The organism is Anaerovirgula multivorans (assembly GCF_900188145.1).
Taxonomy (GTDB): domain Bacteria; phylum Bacillota; class Clostridia; order Peptostreptococcales; family Natronincolaceae; genus Anaerovirgula; species Anaerovirgula multivorans.
Genome location: NZ_FZOJ01000003.1, coordinates 207240 through 230053 on the forward strand (window position 1 = coordinate 207240; position 22814 = coordinate 230053).

The following is a 22814-nucleotide window of genomic DNA, read 5'->3' on the forward strand; positions in this document are numbered from 1 at the left end:
TTGTTATTTAATTGCCCCATCAATTACACCTTTAATAATTTGTTTCTGCATAATTATGTAAAAGATAATGACAGGAATAATAGATAGTACCAAGCCTGCCATCGCTAGGCCAAAATCGGATGTATACTTGCCAAAAAAGTAGAATGTAGATAATGGTAATGTTCGCTGTTCATCCGATACCAGTACAAGGGATGGTAGTAAGAAATCATTCCAGATCCATAATACGTCTAGAATAGCAATGGTTGTTGTGATGGGCTTTAGTATAGGAAATACAATTTTCCAGAAGACCTGCAGCCTAGAAGCCCCATCAATAAGTGCTGCCTCCTCTAGCTCCACTGGAATACTCTTTATAAACCCATGATACATAAAGGTGGCTAAGCTAACGCCAAATCCTAGATAAAAGAAGGACAAGGTCCATTTGCTATTTAATAATCCCAATCTTCCGTAAATAGAAACAAAAGGAATCATCAGGGCCTGAAATGGAATAATCATGGAAGCTATTAATCCTAATAGTATAATATTATTGATTTTCCAACGCCATCTCACTAAAAAGTAGGCTAACATTGATGAAAATACAATAATCAGTGTTACAGAGACCACAGTAATTATGAATGAATTTAGAATAGCTGTTGTAAAATTCATTGTTTTATAGGCTTCTCTATAGTTATCAAAATTTAACCCACTTGGTAAAGCTAAGGGACTATCCACAATTTCAAGTCGGCTTTTAAATGAGTTAATTAGAATCAGAGCAAAGGGAAATATGTATAAAACAAATAGTACACAGGCTGCCATAAATATTCCCCATGATTTAATATTTTTTATATGATTCAACTTAGGGGAAACTGGTTGCGATTTGGTTTTTAGCTGACGCTGAGATAAATTGATATTTTTCTCTGTATCCATTATGATTCCACCTCCATCTTCTTCATCACACTAACCTGGCTGATTGCGATGATGGCTACAATTAGAAATAATATAATTGCCTTTGCCTGTCCTGGACCATAGTTCTGATATAAAAAGGCTTCATTATATACATGCATTGCTGCCAACTCTGTAGACCTAAAGGGTCCTCCTCTTGTCAATGATAGATTGGTATCATAAACCACAAAGCTTCGTTGTAGGGTTAAAAACAAGCTAATAGTAAAGGCCGGAGCCATTAAAGGAATTTTAATTTTTAATAATTGCTGCCATTTTGAAGCTCCATCAAGATCTGCAGCCTCTAATATGGATTTATCTATTCCCATTAATCCTGCAATATAAATCAGCATCATATATCCTGAGCTTTGCCATACACCAACGATCACAAGTGCCCAAAAAGCTTTTTTAGGGTCCCCTAACCAGGAATAGGAGAATATTTCTAAATCTAATGCAACTCCCATATATACGATTACTCGTAAAAATATAAATTGCCAGATAAAACCTAAAATTACCCCGCCAATCAAATTAGGGGTGAAAAAGCCGGCTCTAAAGAAGTTTTGACTCTTTAGCCCACCGGTCACTAATAAAGCAATACCAAAAGCAAGTACATTTGTTAGAATCATTGTGAATACTACATATTTTAATGTCAAGAGCAATGAATTCCAAAAGGTAGGATCTGATAATGCAGTTGTATAGTTCCTAAGACCTGTAAATTCAAATCCTCCCGACAGTCCACTCCAATTGGTTAAGGTCATAAATGCCCCCATTGCAAAAGGAATAATAACAACAGCTGAAAAAGCAAATAATGGTATTAGTCCAAACATACAAAATATCTTTAGTCTTTGGGATAATCTTTTTTCAGCATACATTTTACCGCCCCCCAAAACATATTTTACTAACATGAGTGGGATAAGCCATCCCCTGCTTACCCCACTCATTTGTAATTCCTATCAAATTTTTAATTTTTATTCAGCGTTCTTCCAATAATTTTCAATTTCACTAGTTAATTCATCGCGGTTAATTTGTCCACCTAAGTATTTTTGTAATGAAGCTCCCATTGTAGGCCAGCCATCAGCAGGATAGTAGGTATTCATCCATTCCATAGATTTATCAGCTTCCATATATTCAAGAATGGAGAGAGATAATGAATCTTCTGGTTTTATTTCAAAATTATCGAATACTGGAATTAAATTTAGCTTCTCTACATAGTATTTCTGTCCTGTTTCACTAGACACTAACCAGTTTAAAAACTTGTTAGCTGCTTCCTGTTGTTCTTTAGTGGATTGAGATTCATCAATCGTCCAATAGGAAGGAACTCCAACTGATAAATGGCTGTTTCCATAGTCATTAGCATCGTTGCTTATTGGTACAGGTATAAAACCATATTCTCCCTCCGGATCTATCTCGTGAATTTGCGGATATGCCCAGTTACCCATAAACCATAATCCAACTTCTCCTCTAGCTAAAGCAATGGGTCCATCATCGTACTGAGGTCCTAAAGGTCCTCCTTTAGCATTATTATATTCTTTCATTAAGTCAAAGGTATCTAACCATCCATTAAATACATCATTATCAGCTAAGCTTACCTTTCCATCTTTTAAGTCCTGCATAAATTGGTGTCTATCGTTACGATTACTTGATTGAGCTGTAAAGAAGACATTGCTCAAGTGAGCCCCTAAGGACCAATCCATAGGTGAAACATGGATAGCCTCCATTTTATCCGCTGACGCTAATTTGTCAAATAGTTTTTTCAAATCATCACCAGTTCGGATACTCTTGTAATCAAAGGAACCTCCAATAGCTTCTTCTATTGCTTTCTTATTGTATATGTATGCAAAAGCCTCAACGGTTACAGGCATACCGTAAATTTTACCATCGATTGTTACAAAATCAGTAGTGCCTGACAAAGCATTTTTAACCCACGGTTGATCAGACACATCCAATAATCTATCCTTAAAAGGATCAAACTCCTGTCCCATCATCATAATCGTTGCTGCATTTCCCGAAGAATATAAAGCAGTCATTTTTTCATAGGCATTTTGTCCTGCCAGCGGCACAAGTGAGATTCTTATGTTTGGATTCTCCTTAGTAAATGCCTCAATTGTTTCTTCGAATTGTCTAGCAATCTCTGGCTTCGATAATAAAATAGAGATATCTACCCTATCGCCTGAAGATGCTTCTTGAGATGAATCTTCCCTGCAGGCCATCAATGTTGTCGTTGTTAATACTAAGACAAGAAATAACGCTAATAATTTTTTCATGAACATCCCCCTTATTAATTTCTTTAAAATCACTTTTTCATAGATTCGTTAATGCTGCCTAATTTTTCTAAAATCCTATACCTGCATTTTATAATATGAATAATAATATGTCAAACGTTTTCATAAAAGTTTTTTGAAAAATCTATAAACTTATTTCGCCGCTACTTGCAATAGTTGCCTTCAGATTTTCATCACACTACATGTAAATCACCTTATTTTTCTCTTCATTATCAGGCATACATTCCTTTAAAATCAATATTCTAATTTATCTATCTAAATACATTATAATTTCATTTCAAAATAACTGATGCACTTTAAAGAAAATCTAATTACATACTTCCGTCTATTTTTATCATGCTGATTTGCTTGTTTTTGTGGTAATGTTTCCACATATATTCCATAACTACTAGTGCAATTTATAATAATGTGTAGTATAATTTGGGTAGATATAGTAGGAAATAGAAGAGGAGGATATCATGACTAATATAAAAGATGTGGCAAAAAAGGCTGGTGTTTCCGTAACAACAGTCTCTCGGGTTTTAAATAATAAGGGCTATATCGGTAAGGCCACTCGTAAAAAAGTAGAGGATGCGATGGTGGCAATCGATTATCAGCCTAATCAAATTGCCAGAGCTCTATTAAAAAACCAATCATTTCTTATTGGTGTAATTGTCCCGGATTCTGCTCATCCCTTTTTCTCTGAATTAATCAAATATGTGGAGCTCTATGCCAATAACCTAAACTATAAAATTCTTATTTGCAATTCTTTGGGTGACGGAGATAAAGAAGCAAAATACATTAGTATGCTTCGTCAAAATAGAGTAGATGGCATTATTATGTGTAGTCATACATTGGATATAGAGGAATATAAAAAGCTAAATTTTCCAGTTGTTTCTTTTGATCGTGTTATATCCAATAATATCCCCTACGTTGCCTCCGATAATTACCGGGGTGGTGAAATCGCTACCGAATATCTTATCAGTAAAGGGTGTAAGCGTTTACTTCATATTTCTGGCCCTTTAAAGTTCGATTCTCTGCCAAATCGTCGAGGGGATGCTTTTAGGCTTACCTGCATGAAGCATAATATTGACTTCAGGCTTATTGAGGGTGACCACAATAAGCTTACTTTTGATTACTTTATGGACTTTATTGTAGATCACGTTTCTAAATATCTCCCTACCATTGATGGCATATTCTGTAGTAATGACATTGTTGCCTATGCTCTTTACATTTACGCTATGAAAAACGGCATTAAAGTTCCTGATGAGCTTAAGATTATAGGATATGATTATCATAGCTTTACACGTATGCTGCAAACCCCCAAGCTGACCACCATCAAACAACCTATTGATCGAATTGGTAAGATGTTATGCTCAACCATTATCAACTTGATTGAAAATGGAAATAATGATGATATCAATAACACTGTAGTGGATATTGAGTTGGTAGAAGGAGAAACAACATAGATTTTAAACTGCTATAAATACATAGATTTAGCAAAAATATTTGTAAAGCCTGGGTAACTAGCTAACTCTACATATTCTACAGAGGCAGCAATGCTAGCTGCCCGTTTATACTGGTTAGCAGAAAGAAGCGCCAATTTTGCACCAGTACCAGCAGCATTTCCTATCATTTTAATCTTACCCTCTAATTCTTTAGGAATAAGTCCAATACCACAAGCGCTATGGGGATTTAGATAATTTCCAAAGGCTCCTGCAAGTAAAACCTCCTTTACATCCTCCACAGAAATCCCTTGTTTTTCAAGAAGAATTTTTATGCCTGCTGCCATTGCCCCCTTTGCCAGCTGAAGCTGACGGATATCCTGCTGTGTAATCAAGATAGGTCTCCCATGAGAGGTTGAAGCTTCGTCTACCAATAAAAAAGCTTTCATCCCTTCATGCTGGACTATATGCCCTATAAAGGCTTCTGCTTCAGGTTTTTTCTCTTTTTCCTGGCTAATAAAATTTCCTCTTTTGTCAATCATACCTAAATCTAAAAGGCCTGCAACTGCATCCAATAGGCCTGATCCACAAATCCCCTGTGGTTTTACCCCTCCTATTACTGAATAGGAAAGTGTTTTGTCAAAGCTGATGTGGTCAATAGCCCCTACAGCTCCTCTCATTCCACTGCTGATTTGAGCCCCTTCGAAAGCAGGTCCTGCTGCTGCAGAACAAGCAAATAACTTATCTTTTCCTCCAAGTGCAATTTCTCCATTGGTACCAATATCAATCATTAGTTTAATATCTTCACTTGCATCCATCTCCGTAGCCAAAAGAACAGCTACTGTATCTGCCCCAACAAAGCCCGCTATGTTGGGCAATACGAGAACCTTTCCTACTTCATTCATGTCAATATGTAAATCAGCAGCACCTAGCACTACTGGTTCACTAATGACAGGTATATAGGGGGACTGTCCAATGTACCGGGGACTAAGTCCCAGAAAGAGATGATGCATGCAGGTATTCCCAGCAATGGTTATAGCATAGATATCCCCTCTATCTACGCCAGCTTTTTCAACAGCCTCAGTAATCAAATTGTTTATTGATTTGATCATAGCAGATTGCAGGGTTTTAAGTCCACTGTCCCCTCGACTTGCAAAGTTAGTGCGAGTAATAACATCTGCACCGTATTTGGTCTGTGGGTTCAAAGTAGAAACAACGCTTAGTTCCTTTCCTTCATTGAGCTCCATGAGATATCCAACAACAGTAGTAGTCCCAATATCAAAAGCCATCCCCAGCATCCTTTGGGTTGTATCTGAACCTTCTATTTCCAGAACTTCACATCCATATGTAACCGCAGTAAGATTGTATTTAGCTTCCCTGATGGTTTCTGGCAGCTTTCTTAGTAGTTGAATATCAGCTTCCAGTTTTCTAATATCTTCAAGGCTCTGTTTAATCAGCTTATCGCAAAGCCGATTCCAATCTGAACGATGATCTCCTAGGGATGGTTTTTCTATTTCAACATATTTTTTGCAAATATGAGGTTCAATCTTAACCTGCATCTCTTGATTCGCTAACAGAATATTGTGTTGAGAAGGGTTATATTTAGAAACCTCTACAGAAATATCACTATAAATTTTTGTAAAACAGGCAAGGTGGATTCCCTCCTGTATTTCTTTTTCTTGCAGAAATCTTTTTTCCATATCACTGGATTCAACGTTTCCTTCCAATATCCTAACCCGACACTTTCCACATTTTCCCCCTCCTCCACAGGGAAAATCTAAGTCTATTTCTGCCTCCTTTAGTGTCTTCATCAAGGTACTTCCCTCTTGAACATCAATTTGACGTCCTTCTGGTTGAATCAATACTCTATATTGCTTCAAAGTCTTCACTCTCCTTTTTCTGTAAAGCTTAAGATAATTTAATCATTCAATATTCTATAAATAGATATAAACGTATCTTCTAACTGCTTGAAACATTTTGCGGGATGACAAGGTCGTGATTCCCTACCTATGAATAATTTTTTATTGTAATTTACACACTAGTGAAAAATTTAGTATAATTATCAAAAGGGGGAGATTATTTTGAATACTCTAATTATCGCTTGTCGAACAATCGCAGATGAACTGAATATGATAGTAAAGAAAATCGATTGCAATTATCCTATATTATGGATTGACTCAGGATTACACAATTTTCCTGAATTATTGAGAAAACGACTACAGGAGGAACTGAATCACATATCTAATGTAGACCAAGTTATTTTGGTTTTTGGTTTTTGTGGTAACTCTCTTCTTGGAATTACCGCTCCTAACTATAAACTGATTTTTCCTCGTGTAGATGATTGCATAACTTTGTTATTAGGTTCTTGTCAAAAACGCAAAGAAATTTCTGATGAAATGGGTACCTATTTTCTTACAAAAGGTTGGCTGGATTATGAAACAAATATATGGGTGGAATACCAAGCTACTGTAAAAAAGTATGGAAAAACAAAAGCCGATAGAATATTTAAAGCGATGCTTCAGCATTATGAACGATTAGCTGTTGTAGAAACCGGTGCTTATAACTTAGATGCTTTCATAGAAAAAACCAAACTAATTGCAAATGATCTAAAGCTAACACATCAAGTGGTTCCTGGAGAACTCCGCTATATGAAAAAGCTCTTAATCGGTCCATGGGATGAAGAATTTGTAGTAATCCAACCTGGTGAGACGGTTGCACTTTCCCATATTCATAGCGAAGTATTGAAGCCCGTTAAATCTCTTTAAATCTTCTATGCTCCCTAATATTTTTTGTATATTAACTTCCACAAATATGCTTTGATCTTCTTTTAATAAAATGGTACTAATTTTTTAGTACCATTTTATTAATATGATTAAATCTATGTATATCTATTAAAGTCTGTTATTTTCAATATAATTACTATAATTTCATAAGAAAAATAGGCTACCCTAGATAAGTAACCCTTGATACAAGATTTTGCAAATTATTCACTGAACCCCTGCAATTTAATATAATCTCCTCTAAAATAGGTAGTTCCTAATCCTATTGGTCTATCCTTATTATCATATAGCTTTTGTTCTACTATCAATAAAGCAAGGTCATCGGATATATTAAGCAGCTTTTTCGTCCTCTCTTCTGGAGCTTTAGCATAAATCACCAGTTCTTTCTTTGATCCATAAAGAGAAGTCCTCTTTGATATCATTTCAGGAAAAGTAGCATGTTCAATTTCCTTTTCTACAATGGGCATTCCTTTTTCATATAGTAAGTACTTCATATCATAGGCCATCGGTTCTCCATCGGTATAAAACAACCTACGAATCATGATTAGCTTTTTATTTTTACTGATTTGCAAACTATTAATCAGACCTTCGTCAGGTTTAATAATGTCTACTGCCAGCAGCTTTGCATTATCCACATTATTAATTAGATTATTCATCTCATCATAATAGAGAGTATATTTATTGTACTCTGGCTTATCGACAAAATAGCCTTTTCCTGGAATAGAATATATATATCCATTATTGGATAAAATGGCAAGACCTTTTCTTACAGTCATACGACTTGTAGCATATTCTTTACATAAAGAAGCTTCAGATGGCAAATCATCCCCTGGCTTCAACTCTCCATTGTTAACCTTATTTCGAATATCTTCAACGATTTTAATGTATACTGGACTTTTCATCTTCTACTACTCCCTGTTTATTTATATCCTTCATCCATTCTAAACATATCTTCGTTCCAACAGAGGCATCATTTGCAAAACCATCTGCGCCAATATATTTACATATATCCATGGTGATGTGATTCGCACCTATAATAATCTTCACTTGGGTTCTTATACCTGCTTTGGCAATAGCATCTACTACATCCTTCATGGCTTCTATTGTATAGGTCAACGCACCACTCAACCCTATAATATGAGACTTATTCTCCAAAGCAGCTTTTATAAAGCTTTCTTTCGGGACATCTACCCCGAGGTCCATTACTTCAAACCCCTTTGCTTCTAACATACTTTTGAAAATATCCTTTCCAATATCATGAATATCTCCCTCTACAGTGCCTAAAATTACTTTTCCAATCTTTTCCCTAGGGCTGCCTTGAAAATGGGCTGTCATTTTATCTAATTCTAAAACCTCTCTAAATATAATGCCTGCCATAATCAAATCTGCTATATAATAATCTTTTTTCTCATATAGTTTTCCTACCCTATTCATTCCTTCATTAATTATTTCCATCAGAGATAATGGCTCCATCCCTGCGTTTAATGCCTGTATAGATAATTCCATTACCTTTTCCTCATCCAATTCCTCTACATGTTTAATAATTAATTCCTTCAGTTCATTTAGATTATCCATTTTACCCTCCGTGACCTCTTGATTTATTCAGTGTTTGTTGCTAAAACCTATATATGTAGTTATAGATGATTCCTACTTCTATAGATACTCGCTTCTATAGAAATCAAGAGTTATAACGATATTTTCTTACTGTACTTAGAATTCTTCCTTAAAATTATTAGAACAACAACAGTTGCACTTCTCTATAGGCATATGTCCCTAAATTTTAATATACTAAGGACTACATTTGCAGTCCTTGGCTATGGTTTTCAGCCGAGGGCGAAACCGTAGACCGTGTATATTAAAATTTAAGTCTAAAGGCGTATATCTATATATATCATAGCATTGCAACTGCATCGTTCTATTTTTTTCATTATATTTACATTAACAGCATCATTACGAAACCAAACATCATTTCTTCATAGCTTTGCATTTTGGGGACCATTACCCCCTCTAGCCTTTCATCAATTTCTGGATGTTCTGCCTTGTACTCTTCCCATGTCCTGTAATATTTTGTATTCATACAGCATCCCCCTTCTAATAATGAGCATTCTCCGCTACATATTCTAAAACCGCTTGTAAATTTCCAAGATCAACACTATCTGCAGTTATGATGCCTTTATCAAAGCCAAAGTAATATCTTCCTCCAGGTGCAAGAATGTCAATAAGCTCTTTTGCTTTATCAATACACTGCTGCTTTGTTCCTGTCTTTAGCAATGTAATGGGATAAAAACCGCTAATTATATGTTTTTTACCTAGCTTTTCTTTTACAAGCTTAGGGTCTCCATATTCAAACCACATCCTTGTATTTTCAGGCAGCTCATATAAATAGTCAATATAGCGCATCCAATCATGTTCAACAAATAGCATGGATGGTTGCCCCTTAGCAGCCAGTTCATCCACTAATTTCTTAAAGGTTGGCCAATAGAATCTCTCAAAGTCCTTTGGACGTATGTAGGGTGCCATGTGTAGTGGAATAAAGGCAGCACCATATTTCGTTGGAGGATAGGGGGGCATTCCCTGTTTAATCATTAATGGCAGCGCTGCTTCACAAGCTGCCTCAACTTTATCAGGGTATCTTCTAATATCTCCTGTTATACCTTTAAATCCTCTTAACTGATCTGCAACAAAGTCAAAGGGAGCTTCTGTTAATAATTCAATTCCTCCTATAGAAGCATACCCATATTTTTCAGTCAATTTCCCTATTACCCCTAAAGCGGTAAATAATTCATCGTAATAGGCTTTGAAGGCTTTTGCAAATACTATGGCTCTTTGTGCAGGATTTGTATCTAGTTCTGTATAGATTCTAGGTAAAATTCTTTCCATGATACAATCATAGGGTGATGCAATAAATTCATCGTATTCTTCAGCCTCTAGTCCATGAACCTCTGGATGCTGCATAAAACCACTAGAGCTCATGACAAAATTTCTCGCTCCTAATAGTTTATAATGCACAGGATTTCTTAAATTCATTGCTGCAGGATTTGTATCGGAAATAAAATCCTGACAAACCTTTTCGTATACTTCTTCAAGCAATAAATGATTCCATTGCACGTCTGCCAAATTTTTTCCTGCATATTGTATTGCAAATTCAATGGTTAAAGATGGACTAATGGGCACTCTTTTTGGAATTTTGCCATCAAATACATCCTTAAACAATTGAGTTCTTTCCTCAGCTAACGCCGTTCTATCTAAAGTTGCTGCCATATCCTTCATCTACATCACCCACCCTTGACATATTTTCACTCCTTCAGCAGCGTTAGTTGTAAAAGCATCGGCACCCACATGTTCACAAGCTTCCTTTTGAGCTTCTTCCTCTGTTGGATTCGATCCTACAAAGTCATTTAGCATTTCTAATACCTTATCCTCATCTAGCTCCCCTACTGCTTGTGTCAAAATGTTCAAGTCCATAACTGCATCCACCATTTTAAATTACCCCCTTTAAAATATGTACTGCTCTAAATCACTGACGTGATTAAGAATACACTTGAAATTCAGTAAGGACAACAACCAGTATCTAGTTCTATTGAGTTAATAAAGCAATCGTCATGGTAACGTTTTCTTATCGATGAGAACAATGCATTAGAATTTCTTTTCTTATAATACTTCTCTCTATATCTCTCTTATCCTATATTTCCCATAGCACTGCTAATAAAATATTCTTTATTCTTGATTATGTATATACAAGTTTATACTTGTATCTATCATTAATTTAATTATATCAAATATATTTAACAGGTCAATATACTTCTCTGTATTTGACTAAATATTTAGATAATTAAATTGCTTATTTGATGCTAAAATATAGAACTCTTCTAAAAAATTTAACGAATCTCACCTACATTTTCATGCATTGTTTTAGCTCGTAAATTCAATAAAAGTAGCACTGTCCCTCCTATTAGAATCCCTACTCCCGAAAGAATAAATGTGAACCTTCCTGTACCACTATCTAGTAGCGTTTCAACGAAGGTTAAAGCAAATGGTGATACAAACTGTCCTAAACTCATAGCACTTGTTACGACAGCCATCGCTAATGTAATTGCAAATTTCGGCGCGTTCTCTGCTATTTTCATCATTACTGCCGGCATTGTCGTTCCGAATCCTATACCAATCAGAAGAGATGCTATTAAAATCAAATGAAAGCTATAGGAATAGCTTAACATAAGAAAACCAAGCCCTGTTAATACAGCACTAAGAGGAATCGTAAATCGTTTTAATGTTTGTGACACTTTCCCAAATAGTATCCCTGCCAAGAGCCCACCAACCGTCATAATGGTAATCACAATTCCTGCAGAAGCAGCATTTCCTAAATGCTCTTCAGTTATAACCATGGCAATATTTGTAAAGAAAGAGAAAATCAATAGAGAATATAGTAAAGCAAGAAGTGCAATACCATAGATAGACCAACTCAATGATTGTTTTTCGGTAATTGCATACTGAAGCTTTTCTGGTTCCGGCAGCTTGAAAAATGTCAAGCAAAGTACTGCCACACCCAAAAGATATACTAGAAAAACATAATGCCAGTTAATTGCACTTAAAAATCCAGCAATTAAGCTGGTGACAATTGCGCCTATATTTACCACAGCACTTTGCAGTCCCATCATAGCAGCCCTTTCTTCTCCCTCATAAAAGTCTGCAATTAACCCCGTAGCTAACGGCATAATAAAGCCCATGCCGATACCTAATATAGCTCTCAATAACAATATAAAAGTTAAGTTATTAGAAAAACTAGGTCCTACCCCACCAACTAAAAACAGTATAAGTCCGGTAAATAATAGCTTTCTCTTACCCATAACATTTGAAAGTTTACCACATAGCAACGTAAAGGGTATAATCAATAATGCGGGTAAAGAAACAATGAGTTTAATTGTATTAGAATTTGCATTTGGAAATGCCTTGCTTATGTCCCCCAATGCAGCTGATGCCGCCGTTACTGTCAGTAGTAACAAAGATATAGATAATATTGTGATCTTTAATAGTTTTTTTTTCATATTTTCCGTCCTTCCTTTTCTTCTAGTAGGCTTTACTTCCAATTTATTTTTTAAAAGCTAATTCTTTTTATAAAGACATAAACAGATATTTGAAAGTTTCCATGAAATTTTCATCTTATTATGCTCATCAAAATAACAGTTGCAATCCTCAAATTTCTCAGAATTGCAACTGTCTCCCCAAGTTTATTATTTTATTACATTAACAACATCATAACGAAGCCAAACATCATTTCCTCATAGCTCTGTATTTTAGGAGCCATCACAGGTATAAGTTTTTCATCAATCTCTGGATGTTCTGCTATATACGCTTCCCATGTTTTATAATATTTTGTATCCATGTAGCATCCTCCTTCTAATAATTAGCGTTTTCCGCTACATATTCTAGAACTGCCTTCAGATTATCAACGTTAACACTGTCCGCGGTTATGACGCCCTTATCAAATCCAAAATAATACTTTCCACCAGGTGCGAGAATATCAATAAGTTCTTTCGCTTTATCAATACACTGCTGTTTCGTACCTGTCTTTAGTAAACCAATCGGATAGAATCCAGTAATGATATGTTTTTTGCCTAGTTTTTCTTTCACAAGCTTAGGATCACCGTATTCAAACCACATTCTAGTATTTTCAGGAAGCTCATATAGGTAGTCAATATACCGCATCCAATCATGTTCAACAAACAACATAGAAGGTTGTCCTTTGTCTGCTAATCCATCTACTAACTTTTTAAAGGTTGGCCAATAGAATTTTTCAAAATCCTTTGGTCGTATATATGGTGCCATATGCAGTGGAATAAAGGCAGCACCATATTTGCTAGGTGGATGATTAGGTGTGCCCTGTTTTAGCATTAATGGCAACGCTGCTTCACAAGCAGCTTCTACCTTGTCAGGACATCTTCTAAGATCTCCTGTAATGCCTTTAAATCCTCTTAATTGATCTGCAACAAAGTCAAAGGGGGCTTCTGTTAACAGTTCGATTCCTCCTAAAGGAGAATAACCATATTTATCTGTTAGCTTTCCTATTACCCCTAAAGCAGCAAATAGCTCGTCATAATAGGCTTTAAATGCTTTGCCAAATGCTATGGATCTTTTACCAGGACTTTCATTTAGCTCTGTATAGATTCTAGGTAGAATTTTTTCCATAATACAATCATAGGGTGATGCAATAAAATCATCATATTCTTCAGCTTCTAGCCCATGAATCTCGGGATGCTGCATAAAGCCACCGGAGCTCATAACAAAGTTTCTAGCACCTAATAGTTTATAAAATATAGGATTTCTTAAATTCATTGCTGCTGGATTGGTATCAGAAACAAAATCCTGGCAAACCTTTTCATATACTTCTTCAAGCAGCTGATAATCCCATTGCACTTCTGCTAAATCTTTTCCTGCATACTGTATAGCAAATTCAATGGTTAAAGATGGACTAACAGGCACTCTTTTAGGAATCTTGCCATCAAATACATCTTTAAACAATTGAGTTCTTTCCTCTTGCAAAGCTTTTACATCTTGCACTGCTGTAGCACTTGCCATATTACATCATCCACCCTTGGCAGATTTTTATCCCTTCTGCAGCGTTGGTTGTAAAGGCATCTGCACCAACATGTTCACAAGCTTCCTGGGTTACAGGATTTCCGCCAATGATTATTTTTACGTCATCCTTCAATCCTTCTTTTTTCAATTCATCTATGATGTTCTTCATTGAATCGATAGCAAGGGTAAGAACGCCACTCATACCTACAATTTGTGGTTTCACTTCCTTTATCTTTTCAACAAAGGCTGCTGCTGGTTGGTCTATTCCTAAATCATACACCTCAAAACCTGCAGCTTCTGCCATACTTTTGAATATGTTTTTGCCAATATCATGAAGATCTCCCTCTACTGTAGCAAGAACGATGCTGCCTACCTTTTCTGTAGTTCCTGATCCAATAACAGGCTTTAGGGTATCGATAGCACTTGTAAGCAATTCTCCAGCAAAGATCAAATCTCCAACAAAGTATTCTCCCTTATCAAACAGATCCCCCACGATTGCCATCCCCTGTTGACATGCATTTACTACTTTTTCTGCTTCTTCTTCTGTTGGGTTTGATTCTACAAATTCTTTTAGCATTTCTAATACCTTGTCTTCATCTAGCTCTCCTACTGCCTCTGTTAACATATTCAAATCCATTGCCAATTCGCTCATTTTAGTTCCCCCTTTATTAAAATATTTATTATTCTAGATCACAAGCGTGATTAAGATTCAATTTCAACATTCTAAAAGTCATACTTCGACTTATATGGATATCCAAGTTAAAATATACAATTATGCTATGAAATTTCTGGATAAATCTATCGTTTCATATTTGAATTTTGATACACTAAATGCAGTTCCTAGCTGTGGTTTTCGGCTAGAGGCGAAACCGTAGGCCTGTGTGTATCAAAATTATGCTTTACCACTAGCTATCAATATAACAATAAATAAAAAAATGTATATTTTAAGTTCTTAGGTTGGTTGTCTATAGATAACCAATTTTAAACTTTATTAACACAGGAAAACCTTTTCCCTTTAGCTAAATCTCAACGCTCTAGTACTTTAATGATACATACTCTAAACACTTAGTGCCTTTGGAGCCTCTGCTTCTTTAAGTGGTCCAATTTTGTTTTTTCTGTAGGCAGTAGCGTATTTTCTACAATGTTTATCTCTTCCTAGCAATGCTTCCGTTGCCAACAGTGCAGCCATCATATCTCTATTACATGAATCCATGATTGCAGAATCCATTCCCACGAAGGCAGCTATTGTTAAAAAGTTTTGATTTACAACTTTTCTTAATGGCATGCCAAAGGAAATATTGCTTAAACCAGATGTTACTTTAATAGTAGGATACATTGCTTTGATAGTTTTTGTTGTCTCTACAAAACTTAGTAAAGATGTATTATCTGTTGAAAGCGCCATTACCAAAGGATCAATATGTATTCTATCAGGTGTAATGCCATATTTTTCAGCCTTTTCTACCAGTATCTTAGTTATATCTACCCTTGTTTGAACATCACAGGGAATACCATTATTATCACAGGTCAATCCAATTACCTGCCATTCTGTTCCTTGAATTAAGGGATAAATAACTTCACACTTTTGTCCCTCTTCAGATACAGAATTAATGATGCCTGGTTTCTTAGCATACTTCATCACAGCTTCAATTGTTCTTGCATTTGGACTATCAATACTCAATGGTTTATCAACTGCATCCTGAACGATCTCCATCAGCCATTTTAGTGTTTCAACTTCCAATTCAGGTGCAGTACTGGCACACACATCAATATAGTCTGCCCCCGCTTCTACCTGCTTGATCGTCAAATTTCGAATGAATTCTTCATCCTTACCTTCAATAGCTTTTTTCACGCTTGGAATGGTTCCATTCACCTTTTCTCCAATAATAATCATCATAAATCCCCCCCTTTAGTAACTATTACGTTTTGTAATTACATGTATATACAAGTAGTATATACGTATACGTTTGATTTAATTATATCAAATATTCATAACACGTCAATAGCTTTATGCGTAATTAACAAAATTTTTTGAAGATTACACAAAAACGCTACCTAACTTCCTTTTAGCTTTTTTGCGGAAGTAACACAGTAAATTTTGTGCCTTCATTTTTTTTACTTTCTGCTGTGATTTTTCCTCCATGCGCCTCTATTAAGTTTTTTGCGATAGCTAATCCAATACCTGCTCCTCCTGTTTTTCTGTTTCTAGATAAATCACTTCTATAAAATCTTTCAAATATATAAGGAAGATCCTTCTCATCAAGACCTATTCCTGTATCTTCTATCGTTATTACTATCTGATTATTATCCGCTGTCAATACAACACTCACTTTTCCTTCTGGATTCGTAAATTTAAGCGCATTTGATATGATGTTGATCAATACTTGTCTAATTTTATCTCTGTCTCCATAAACCTGGACCTTTTCTTGTATATCAGCATTTAATTGAATTCTTTTTTCTTGAAAAGAATAGCGAAAGCTTTCTATTATTTGAGTTAAATCTTTAGATAGAGCATACTGTTGAATTTCTAAAGTTAGTTTATGATTTTCTATATCCGTTAAATGCTTTAATTCCTCTACTAATCTAATTAGTCTTAGGACTTCATTATTGCAAATTTCCAGCTTATCTTGGGTAGGCTCCCATACTCCATCCCTCATTGCTTCAATATGTGTTTGTAATATAGTTAAGGGAGTTCTTAACTCGTGGGATATATCTGAAGTCAATCTCTTTCTTAGTAATTCCTGCTCACTTAAAGATGTAGCAAGGTGATTAATAGATTGAGAAAGCTCTTGTAGTTCCACGATGCTACTGTTTAGCTCTACTTTGTCATTTAATTTCCCTTCTCTTATGGAATTTGCAGCTTCAGTAATCTGTAAAATCGGCTTTGAAAAAATTTTAGTAGAATACATTCCCAATAAAATTGCAGCTAAGATTGATATAATCGCCCCATAAAATATAGAAGTATTCATGCCTCGTGCAAATTCTATTTCTCTTTCAGATACAAGGAAAGGTCCTATATGACCAATTGAAACGGTACCTACTCTTTCATTATTAACTGTTAGAGCATATTCCTCTATAGTATAATTTTCATCCCGAAGATTATTCTGCACCATGTTACTATGATTTCTCCGCATCATACCATGACCCATTCTTGCTGACATTTCACTATGCATTCGAATCATTGCATTTTCCATATACTCTGAAAAAATAAGATGATTATCCTGATCCCTTATTTCAATATCAAAGCTATAGATGATAGGGGATATCCTTATATTATCCAAAGCTCTATCTGTCCAACCATTATTTAGAACATAGGATTGTTCTATTAACTGAATTACTTCTCCCAGCTTATTTTCCTGCTCATCCCTCATATACAAATCGAACTTTCCAAACAAAGTTATGTTTGTAATAACACTTACTAAGATAATTGAAAAAATAGCTCCTCCTAGAATAAGTAAGATCAACCTGGTTCTCAGCTTATTTATCATTTTTAATCCCCCACAAACTGATATCCTACACCATAGACAGTTAAAATGTATTTATTGTGCTTGTCTTCAATTTTATGTCTCAAATTTTTAATATGGGTATCTATTGTTCGATCATAGCCTTCATAATCATAACCCAACACCTTAATAATCAAGTCTTCCCGAGTAAATACCTTACCTATATTTTGAGCCAATAGACTTAGCAATTTATATTCTGTAGCTGTTAAGTCCACTAATTTCCCTTGTTTTTTAATTTTCATTCGATTTAATTCTATCGTTAGATCTCCATCACAAAACGTTAATATATTTGCCTTGATTTCATCTGTTCCTATCCTTCTCAGTATTGCCCTTACTCTGGCTACTAGTTCCTTAGGGCTAAAAGGTTTCGTTAAGTAATCATCTGCTCCAATATCAAGTCCATAAATCCTATCTGTTTCTTGTATCTTTGCAGTTAGCATGATAATAGGTACTTGAGATTTGAGACGTATTCTTCTGCAAACTTCCTCCCCCGACAAATCTGGCAGCATCAAATCTAAAATGACAAGATGCACGATCTCCTGATTAAATCTATCTAAGGCTTCGTTGCCATTATAAGCAGTAAAGACTCCATATCCTTCTTTTTCTAAATAAGCCTTTACTACACTTACAATACTCTCTTCGTCATCTACCACAAGAATATTTTTTTCTATATTACTCATCGAATCACCCCAGTTTCTTTTGACACTTTATTATTTCTTACCATACTACAATAGCTAACGTTTTTCAACGCTACATATTATTTCTATTTTACCCTATTTCCATTTGTAAAAACTATTCTATCTATTCATTGTAGAATAAGATTTTGAAGAAATTTTGCCATTCCAGCAGATTTTAGTGGTATGATTCCAGCTAATATCTTGTCATCCGAATGTTTTGTTTTTTCTTTAGATTCCCTCATAATTTCTAAATCAAATACCGCTTGAGTTATGAATACCCCCTTATCTCTTAAGCTTTGGCAACTTGTTTTTTCTGCTCTCTTAGATTAATTCTTCTAGGATTATTTGATTTTTGAAAATCTTTTGGTTCTCTTATTTCCATCATATTTTCTAGCTGCCCTAGATCCTTTAGTTTTTCATAGATCATAATCCATGCACAATCATTTCCATTGCCAACTTCACATTTTTTATCTCTTGCTCCACCACAGGGGCCGTTGATGAGACCTTTTGCACATCTTGTTATGGGGCAAATAGCAGCAGTCCAGCCTAGTTCACATTCTCCACAGGCTTTACAGGCTTCTTCGTATTGTCCAACTCTTTCTATTTCTCCAATGAACATTGTATCTGTTCCAGGGTAAACTTGAGGCTTTGCAGCCTTAGCTATGGTTTGTGTACCATCACCACATGCTAAGGAAATAATGGCATCTGTTTCATTAAGCTCTTCCTTCAATTGTTTAAGACTTTTTCTAGTATTTAAAAAATTACAGGCAGCATCCAATACGATTTGGCCTAATACTTCTTTACCTTCTGCTTCTAAAAATTCCTTCATTTCCTGTAATTCTTTTTCTCCACCCGCTTGACAGACAGTGGCACATTCGGAACAGCCTGTTATAATCACTTTTTTATGATTTTCTAAAAACTTCAAGATCTCCTCAGCAGACTTTTTTTGTGAAATAATCATTTTTATTCCCCCTTAAATGAACAGTGTTTTTAAAGTTAAACAGCTTACAGAATTTAATCATCTTTATAGATTGTACAGAAGGATGAATCTATCTATCAAAAATATTGAGTTATTTGTAGTGACATGTCCTTCTAGAATAGTCCACTAATCCTTCCTTTTTCGTCCACATCAATTCTTTCAGCAGAAGGTACTTTGGGTAATCCTGGCATTGTCATTACTTCTCCTGTAAGGGCTACGATAAAACCTGCTCCTGCTGACACTTTAATCTGTCTTACAGTAATGTTAAACCCTTCTGGTCTTCCTAATAGATTTGGATTATCACTCAATGAGTATTGGGTCTTTGCCATACATATTGGCAGATCACCAAACCCTAATTTTTCTAATTTATCTATTTCCTTTAAGGTTGCTGGTGTGAAATCTACACCATTTGCACCATATATTTTAGTTGCAATTGCTTCTATTTTTTCTGCAATTGGCATATTGAGAGCATAGCTGTACTCTAACTTACTTTCTTCTTCTACTAATCTTAATACTTCCTTTGCCAGTTCTTGCCCACCTTCTCCACCTTTTGCCCAAACTTCTGATAGGGCTACATTAACCCCTAGCTCTTTGCATTTCCTCTTTACTAGTGCTAATTCTGCTTCTGTATCTAATGGAAATCTATTGATGGCTACTACAGCTGGCAGCTTAAATACCTTCGTGATGTTCTCTACGTGTTTTAATAGGTTGGGTAACCCTTTTTCTAAGGCTTCTAGATTTTCTTCGTTTAATTTATCCTTCACAACCCCTCCGTTATATTTTAAGGCTCTTACGGTGGCTACGATGATGACTGCATCGGGTTTTAAGTCAGCTTTTCTACATTTAATATCTATGAACTTTTCTGCTCCTAGATCTGCTCCAAAACCTGCTTCTGTCACTACATAATCAGCAAAATGCATTGCCATTTTCGTTGCAATTACTGAGTTACACCCATGAGCTATGTTGGCAAAAGGCCCACCATGGACAAAGGCAGGTGTTCCTTCTAATGTTTGGACTAAGTTAGGCTTTAGGGCATCTTTTAAAAGAGCTGCCATAGCCCCGTGGGCATTTAGATCTTTAGCGGTAATAGGTCTGTCATCTCTTGTATAAGCCACGATGATATTCCCTATTCTTTCTTTTAAATCTACGATGTTGTTGGCTAAGCAGAAGGCTGCCATAACTTCTGAGGCTACTGTGATATCAAAGCCATCTTCTCGTGCTACGCCGTTACCTTTGCCACCCATACCATTGACGATATTTCTAAGTTGTCGATCATTCATATCTACTACCCTACGCCATGTGATTTTTCTATTGTCTATTCCTAATTGGTTACCATGGTTAATATGGTTATCCAGCATGGCAGCCAATAGATTGTTGGCAGCACCGATAGCATGGAAATCTCCTGTAAAGTGTAGATTGATATCCTCCATAGGCACTACCTGAGCATAACCTCCTCCAGCTGCACCTCCCTTTACACCAAACACTGGACCTAAAGAAGGTTCTCTTAAGGCTACAATTGTCTTTTTTCCTAATCTAGATAAGGCATCGGAAACCCCTATCGTGGTGGTGGTTTTCCCTTCTCCTGCTGGTGTTGGGTTAATCGCCGATACTAAAATCAGCTTTGCTTTTCTCCCAGTCTTCTCCTCTTTTAATAGATTGTAGTCTACCTTTGCTTTATATCGACCATAAAGATCGATATTTTCTTCCGTCAAATCAAGTTTTCCTGCTATTTCTCTTATGTCCTTTAGCTGTGCCTCTTGTGCAATTTCAATATCACTTTTAAAACCCATTTTCATAACCCCCTTATATAATATCTTCACCATTTTTCAAGAAATATGGTGTTTATTAAACAAAATTTCATAAAAGTCCACAATAGAATAATTAGTTTTTCCTCTATTTTTAATAGCCGAACCTATGTATATACAAGTATCTATATGTATACACTTTTAAGTTAATTATAACAGTTCTTTTTTAAGTGTCAATATTACAATTTAATTATTTTGAATTTTTAAAATAGTTCTTAATGTATCAATTATTACTAAAGAAATGATATGCCATCTTTTTTCTTTTGAGAAATTTTTTCTAAGAAAATCAAAACTTTATTCACTTCTTTAATCATAATACTAAGACCAAAACACTAGATATTAACTAGCGTTCAGATCTTTTAAATGTGTAGAATTTACGATTAATCTTTTTAAGGACCATCACCCGGCACATTCTTCACTTTTACTACCTTTATATTTAGGTGGAGGTGAAAATACCGCTGCCAAGCTAGCTAATAAAGGGAATATCGTCATCAATAATATTATTTCTTTATAACTTCCAAAAATATCATAAGCGAAGCCAAAGGGTAGAGGTCCTAAGGCTGAACCAATGACCATAGATGTCATGGCAATCCCTCGGATGCTTCCAAGATATTTTCTGCCAAAATAATTCGGCCATAAAACACCGGTACTTACAGAATCAAAGGCTATAAAAACGCCGTGTAAAGCTGCATAAAGTATTAGAACTTCTTTTGATTGACTATAGAGTACCAGCAACATTGCTCCTAATAATAAAGAAAAGTTAATGGTTTTTACATAATGAACCTGAATGCGATCCACAAAATACCCTGCTAAAAAAGTGAAAGGCAGTTGGGTCATAGCAGTAATACCTAATATCGAGGCTGCAAAAGTAGAGTTAAATCCTTTCCCCTCCATAATAGACACCATATGAAAGGTAATACCAGTGTTAATCATAGATGGAACCACCATACAAAAAAGCATTAACCAAAAAGCTTTAGTCCCCATAGCTTCTTTTGTGTTCCAAGAGAATTCTGTATTTCTTAATATCTTTTCATTACCATCCATCTCCCTGTAGTTTGGTATAACCTCTCCATCTGGCAATAATCCCACTTCCTCTGGTTGATTACGGATAAATATCCAGCTAATTGGTACCATAAAACCAATCAACAGCAATGCCCATATCCTCCATGTAAAGGAAGCTCCAAAATGTAAAATGAGCCAGTTATTTAGAAGGGGTATGGCAGCTGATCCCAATACACCTCCAAGCGACATTAGGCTCAAGGCAACGCCTCTTTTTCTAATAAACCATTGAGGTATTAAGGTAGAGGAAAGCAAAGCCATGGACCCTTGCCCAAAAAGTCGTAAAAATATAAAACCTACTATTAACATAATAGGATGTCTTATAAAGCTCATCCAAAGGCAGGCAACACCTAAAAGAGAAGCAATATAAACGAACATTTTATGATGACCTTTTTTATCAATAATTTTACCAACGAAGGGCAACATCAAGCCAGCTATAAGTGTCCCTGAGGAATACAAGCTTGAAACAAGAGAACGACTCCATCCAAATTCTTCAATGTAGGTATTGATAAAAATAGATATACTATAGGTTTGCCCTGGCCCCGAAAAAAAGAGGCCTAATGCCCCTAGTCCTATGATAATCCATCCATAATAGAATGATATGTTTGTTGTAAATGATTTTTTAAATACTTTTTGCTGCAAATCAATTCCTCCTAATATGCTTATGAAACAAATTTATGTGGATTCAACACTTGATCCTCAAACTATATCGCTTTTCCTATAGAATAATTCTTAGTATATATAATTATTTTAATTAATACAAGTTCCATTGTTTTACCTACTAAAATCAATAAGTCTTTCTTTATTCACTCTATGC

Annotated in this window: 21 protein-coding genes; 2 read left to right on the forward strand and 19 right to left on the reverse strand. The window is 35.4% G+C overall.

Annotated elements, in window-relative coordinates; genetic code table 11:
- Positions 1-3: 3 nt before the first annotated feature.
- The 3 genes from CHB72_RS04715 to CHB72_RS04725 all read right to left on the reverse strand — a co-directional run bounded on the left by CHB72_RS04715 (position 4) and on the right by CHB72_RS04725 (position 3179).
- Positions 4-903, reverse strand: coding sequence for a carbohydrate ABC transporter permease (locus CHB72_RS04715; RefSeq protein ID WP_089281704.1), 900 nt, complete (start codon positions 901-903; stop codon positions 4-6).
- Positions 903-1787: a carbohydrate ABC transporter permease gene (locus CHB72_RS04720; RefSeq protein ID WP_089281705.1), complete on the reverse strand. Its 885-nt coding sequence runs from the start codon at positions 1785-1787 to the stop codon at positions 903-905. Before CHB72_RS04720 ends, CHB72_RS04715 begins: the two co-directional genes overlap by 1 nt.
- A gap of 96 nt (positions 1788-1883) precedes the next feature.
- A complete protein-coding gene (locus CHB72_RS04725; RefSeq protein WP_089281706.1) occupies positions 1884-3179 on the reverse strand; it encodes an ABC transporter substrate-binding protein in 1296 nt (431 codons plus the stop codon).
- A gap of 476 nt (positions 3180-3655) precedes the next feature.
- On the opposite strand from CHB72_RS04725, the gene CHB72_RS04730 reads away from it, so the two are divergent.
- Complete coding sequence (locus CHB72_RS04730; RefSeq protein WP_089281707.1) at positions 3656-4645, forward strand: LacI family DNA-binding transcriptional regulator; 990 nt, start codon at positions 3656-3658, stop codon at positions 4643-4645.
- 11 nt (positions 4646-4656) lie between these two features.
- Here the strand turns inward: CHB72_RS04730 and CHB72_RS04735 are convergent, their stop codons facing one another.
- Complete coding sequence (locus tag CHB72_RS04735; RefSeq protein ID WP_089281708.1) at positions 4657-6501, reverse strand: ASKHA domain-containing protein; 1845 nt, start codon at positions 6499-6501, stop codon at positions 4657-4659.
- A 201-nt stretch (positions 6502-6702) separates the two neighbouring features.
- On the opposite strand from CHB72_RS04735, the gene CHB72_RS04740 reads away from it, so the two are divergent.
- A complete protein-coding gene (locus CHB72_RS04740; RefSeq protein ID WP_089281709.1) occupies positions 6703-7386 on the forward strand; it encodes a DUF1638 domain-containing protein in 684 nt (227 codons plus the stop codon).
- 218 nt (positions 7387-7604) lie between these two features.
- On the opposite strand, the gene CHB72_RS04745 is transcribed toward CHB72_RS04740, so the two are convergent.
- The 15 genes from CHB72_RS04745 to CHB72_RS04805 all read right to left on the reverse strand — a co-directional run bounded on the left by CHB72_RS04745 (position 7605) and on the right by CHB72_RS04805 (position 22639).
- Positions 7605-8303, reverse strand: coding sequence for a GntR family transcriptional regulator (locus CHB72_RS04745; protein WP_089281710.1), 699 nt, complete (start codon positions 8301-8303; stop codon positions 7605-7607).
- Entirely contained in the window at positions 8281-8976 is a 696-nt protein-coding gene (locus CHB72_RS04750; protein ID WP_089281711.1) for a cobalamin B12-binding domain-containing protein, read from the reverse strand. Before CHB72_RS04750 ends, CHB72_RS04745 begins: the two co-directional genes overlap by 23 nt.
- Before the next feature lie 358 nt (positions 8977-9334).
- Entirely contained in the window at positions 9335-9478 is a 144-nt protein-coding gene (locus CHB72_RS26290; RefSeq protein WP_176431198.1) for a hypothetical protein, read from the reverse strand.
- A gap of 14 nt (positions 9479-9492) precedes the next feature.
- Positions 9493-10671: a uroporphyrinogen decarboxylase family protein gene (locus CHB72_RS04755; protein WP_242975033.1), complete on the reverse strand. Its 1179-nt coding sequence runs from the start codon at positions 10669-10671 to the stop codon at positions 9493-9495.
- Positions 10672-10881 (reverse strand): hypothetical protein, encoded by a 210-nt coding sequence (locus CHB72_RS27950; RefSeq protein WP_089281712.1) that lies wholly within the window; start codon positions 10879-10881, stop codon positions 10672-10674.
- Positions 10882-11279: 398 nt separating this feature from the next.
- A complete protein-coding gene (locus tag CHB72_RS04765) occupies positions 11280-12446 on the reverse strand; it encodes an MFS transporter (RefSeq protein WP_089281713.1) in 1167 nt (388 codons plus the stop codon).
- A gap of 194 nt (positions 12447-12640) precedes the next feature.
- On the reverse strand, positions 12641-12784 hold the full coding sequence (locus CHB72_RS26300; protein WP_176431199.1) for a hypothetical protein: 144 nt from the start codon (positions 12782-12784) through the stop codon (positions 12641-12643).
- 14 nt (positions 12785-12798) lie between these two features.
- Entirely contained in the window at positions 12799-13977 is a 1179-nt protein-coding gene (locus CHB72_RS04770) for a uroporphyrinogen decarboxylase family protein (RefSeq protein ID WP_089281714.1), read from the reverse strand.
- Position 13978: 1 nt separating this feature from the next.
- A complete protein-coding gene (locus CHB72_RS04775) occupies positions 13979-14629 on the reverse strand; it encodes a cobalamin B12-binding domain-containing protein (RefSeq protein ID WP_089281715.1) in 651 nt (216 codons plus the stop codon).
- A gap of 405 nt (positions 14630-15034) precedes the next feature.
- On the reverse strand, positions 15035-15871 hold the full coding sequence (locus CHB72_RS04780; protein WP_330396979.1) for a methyltetrahydrofolate cobalamin methyltransferase: 837 nt from the start codon (positions 15869-15871) through the stop codon (positions 15035-15037).
- 169 nt (positions 15872-16040) lie between these two features.
- Complete coding sequence (locus CHB72_RS04785) at positions 16041-17462, reverse strand: sensor histidine kinase (protein ID WP_089281716.1); 1422 nt, start codon at positions 17460-17462, stop codon at positions 16041-16043.
- A gap of 2 nt (positions 17463-17464) precedes the next feature.
- Positions 17465-18157 (reverse strand): response regulator transcription factor, encoded by a 693-nt coding sequence (locus CHB72_RS04790; protein ID WP_089281717.1) that lies wholly within the window; start codon positions 18155-18157, stop codon positions 17465-17467.
- Between the two features lie 286 nt (positions 18158-18443).
- The gene (locus tag CHB72_RS04795; RefSeq protein WP_089281718.1) at positions 18444-19115 is read right to left on the reverse strand and encodes a methylenetetrahydrofolate reductase C-terminal domain-containing protein; all 672 of its coding nucleotides are present in this window, start codon (positions 19113-19115) and stop codon (positions 18444-18446) included.
- A gap of 131 nt (positions 19116-19246) precedes the next feature.
- A complete protein-coding gene (locus CHB72_RS04800) occupies positions 19247-20923 on the reverse strand; it encodes a formate--tetrahydrofolate ligase (RefSeq protein WP_089281719.1) in 1677 nt (558 codons plus the stop codon).
- Positions 20924-21337: 414 nt separating this feature from the next.
- Positions 21338-22639 (reverse strand): MFS transporter, encoded by a 1302-nt coding sequence (locus tag CHB72_RS04805; RefSeq protein WP_089281720.1) that lies wholly within the window; start codon positions 22637-22639, stop codon positions 21338-21340.
- Positions 22640-22814: the final 175 nt, after the last annotated feature.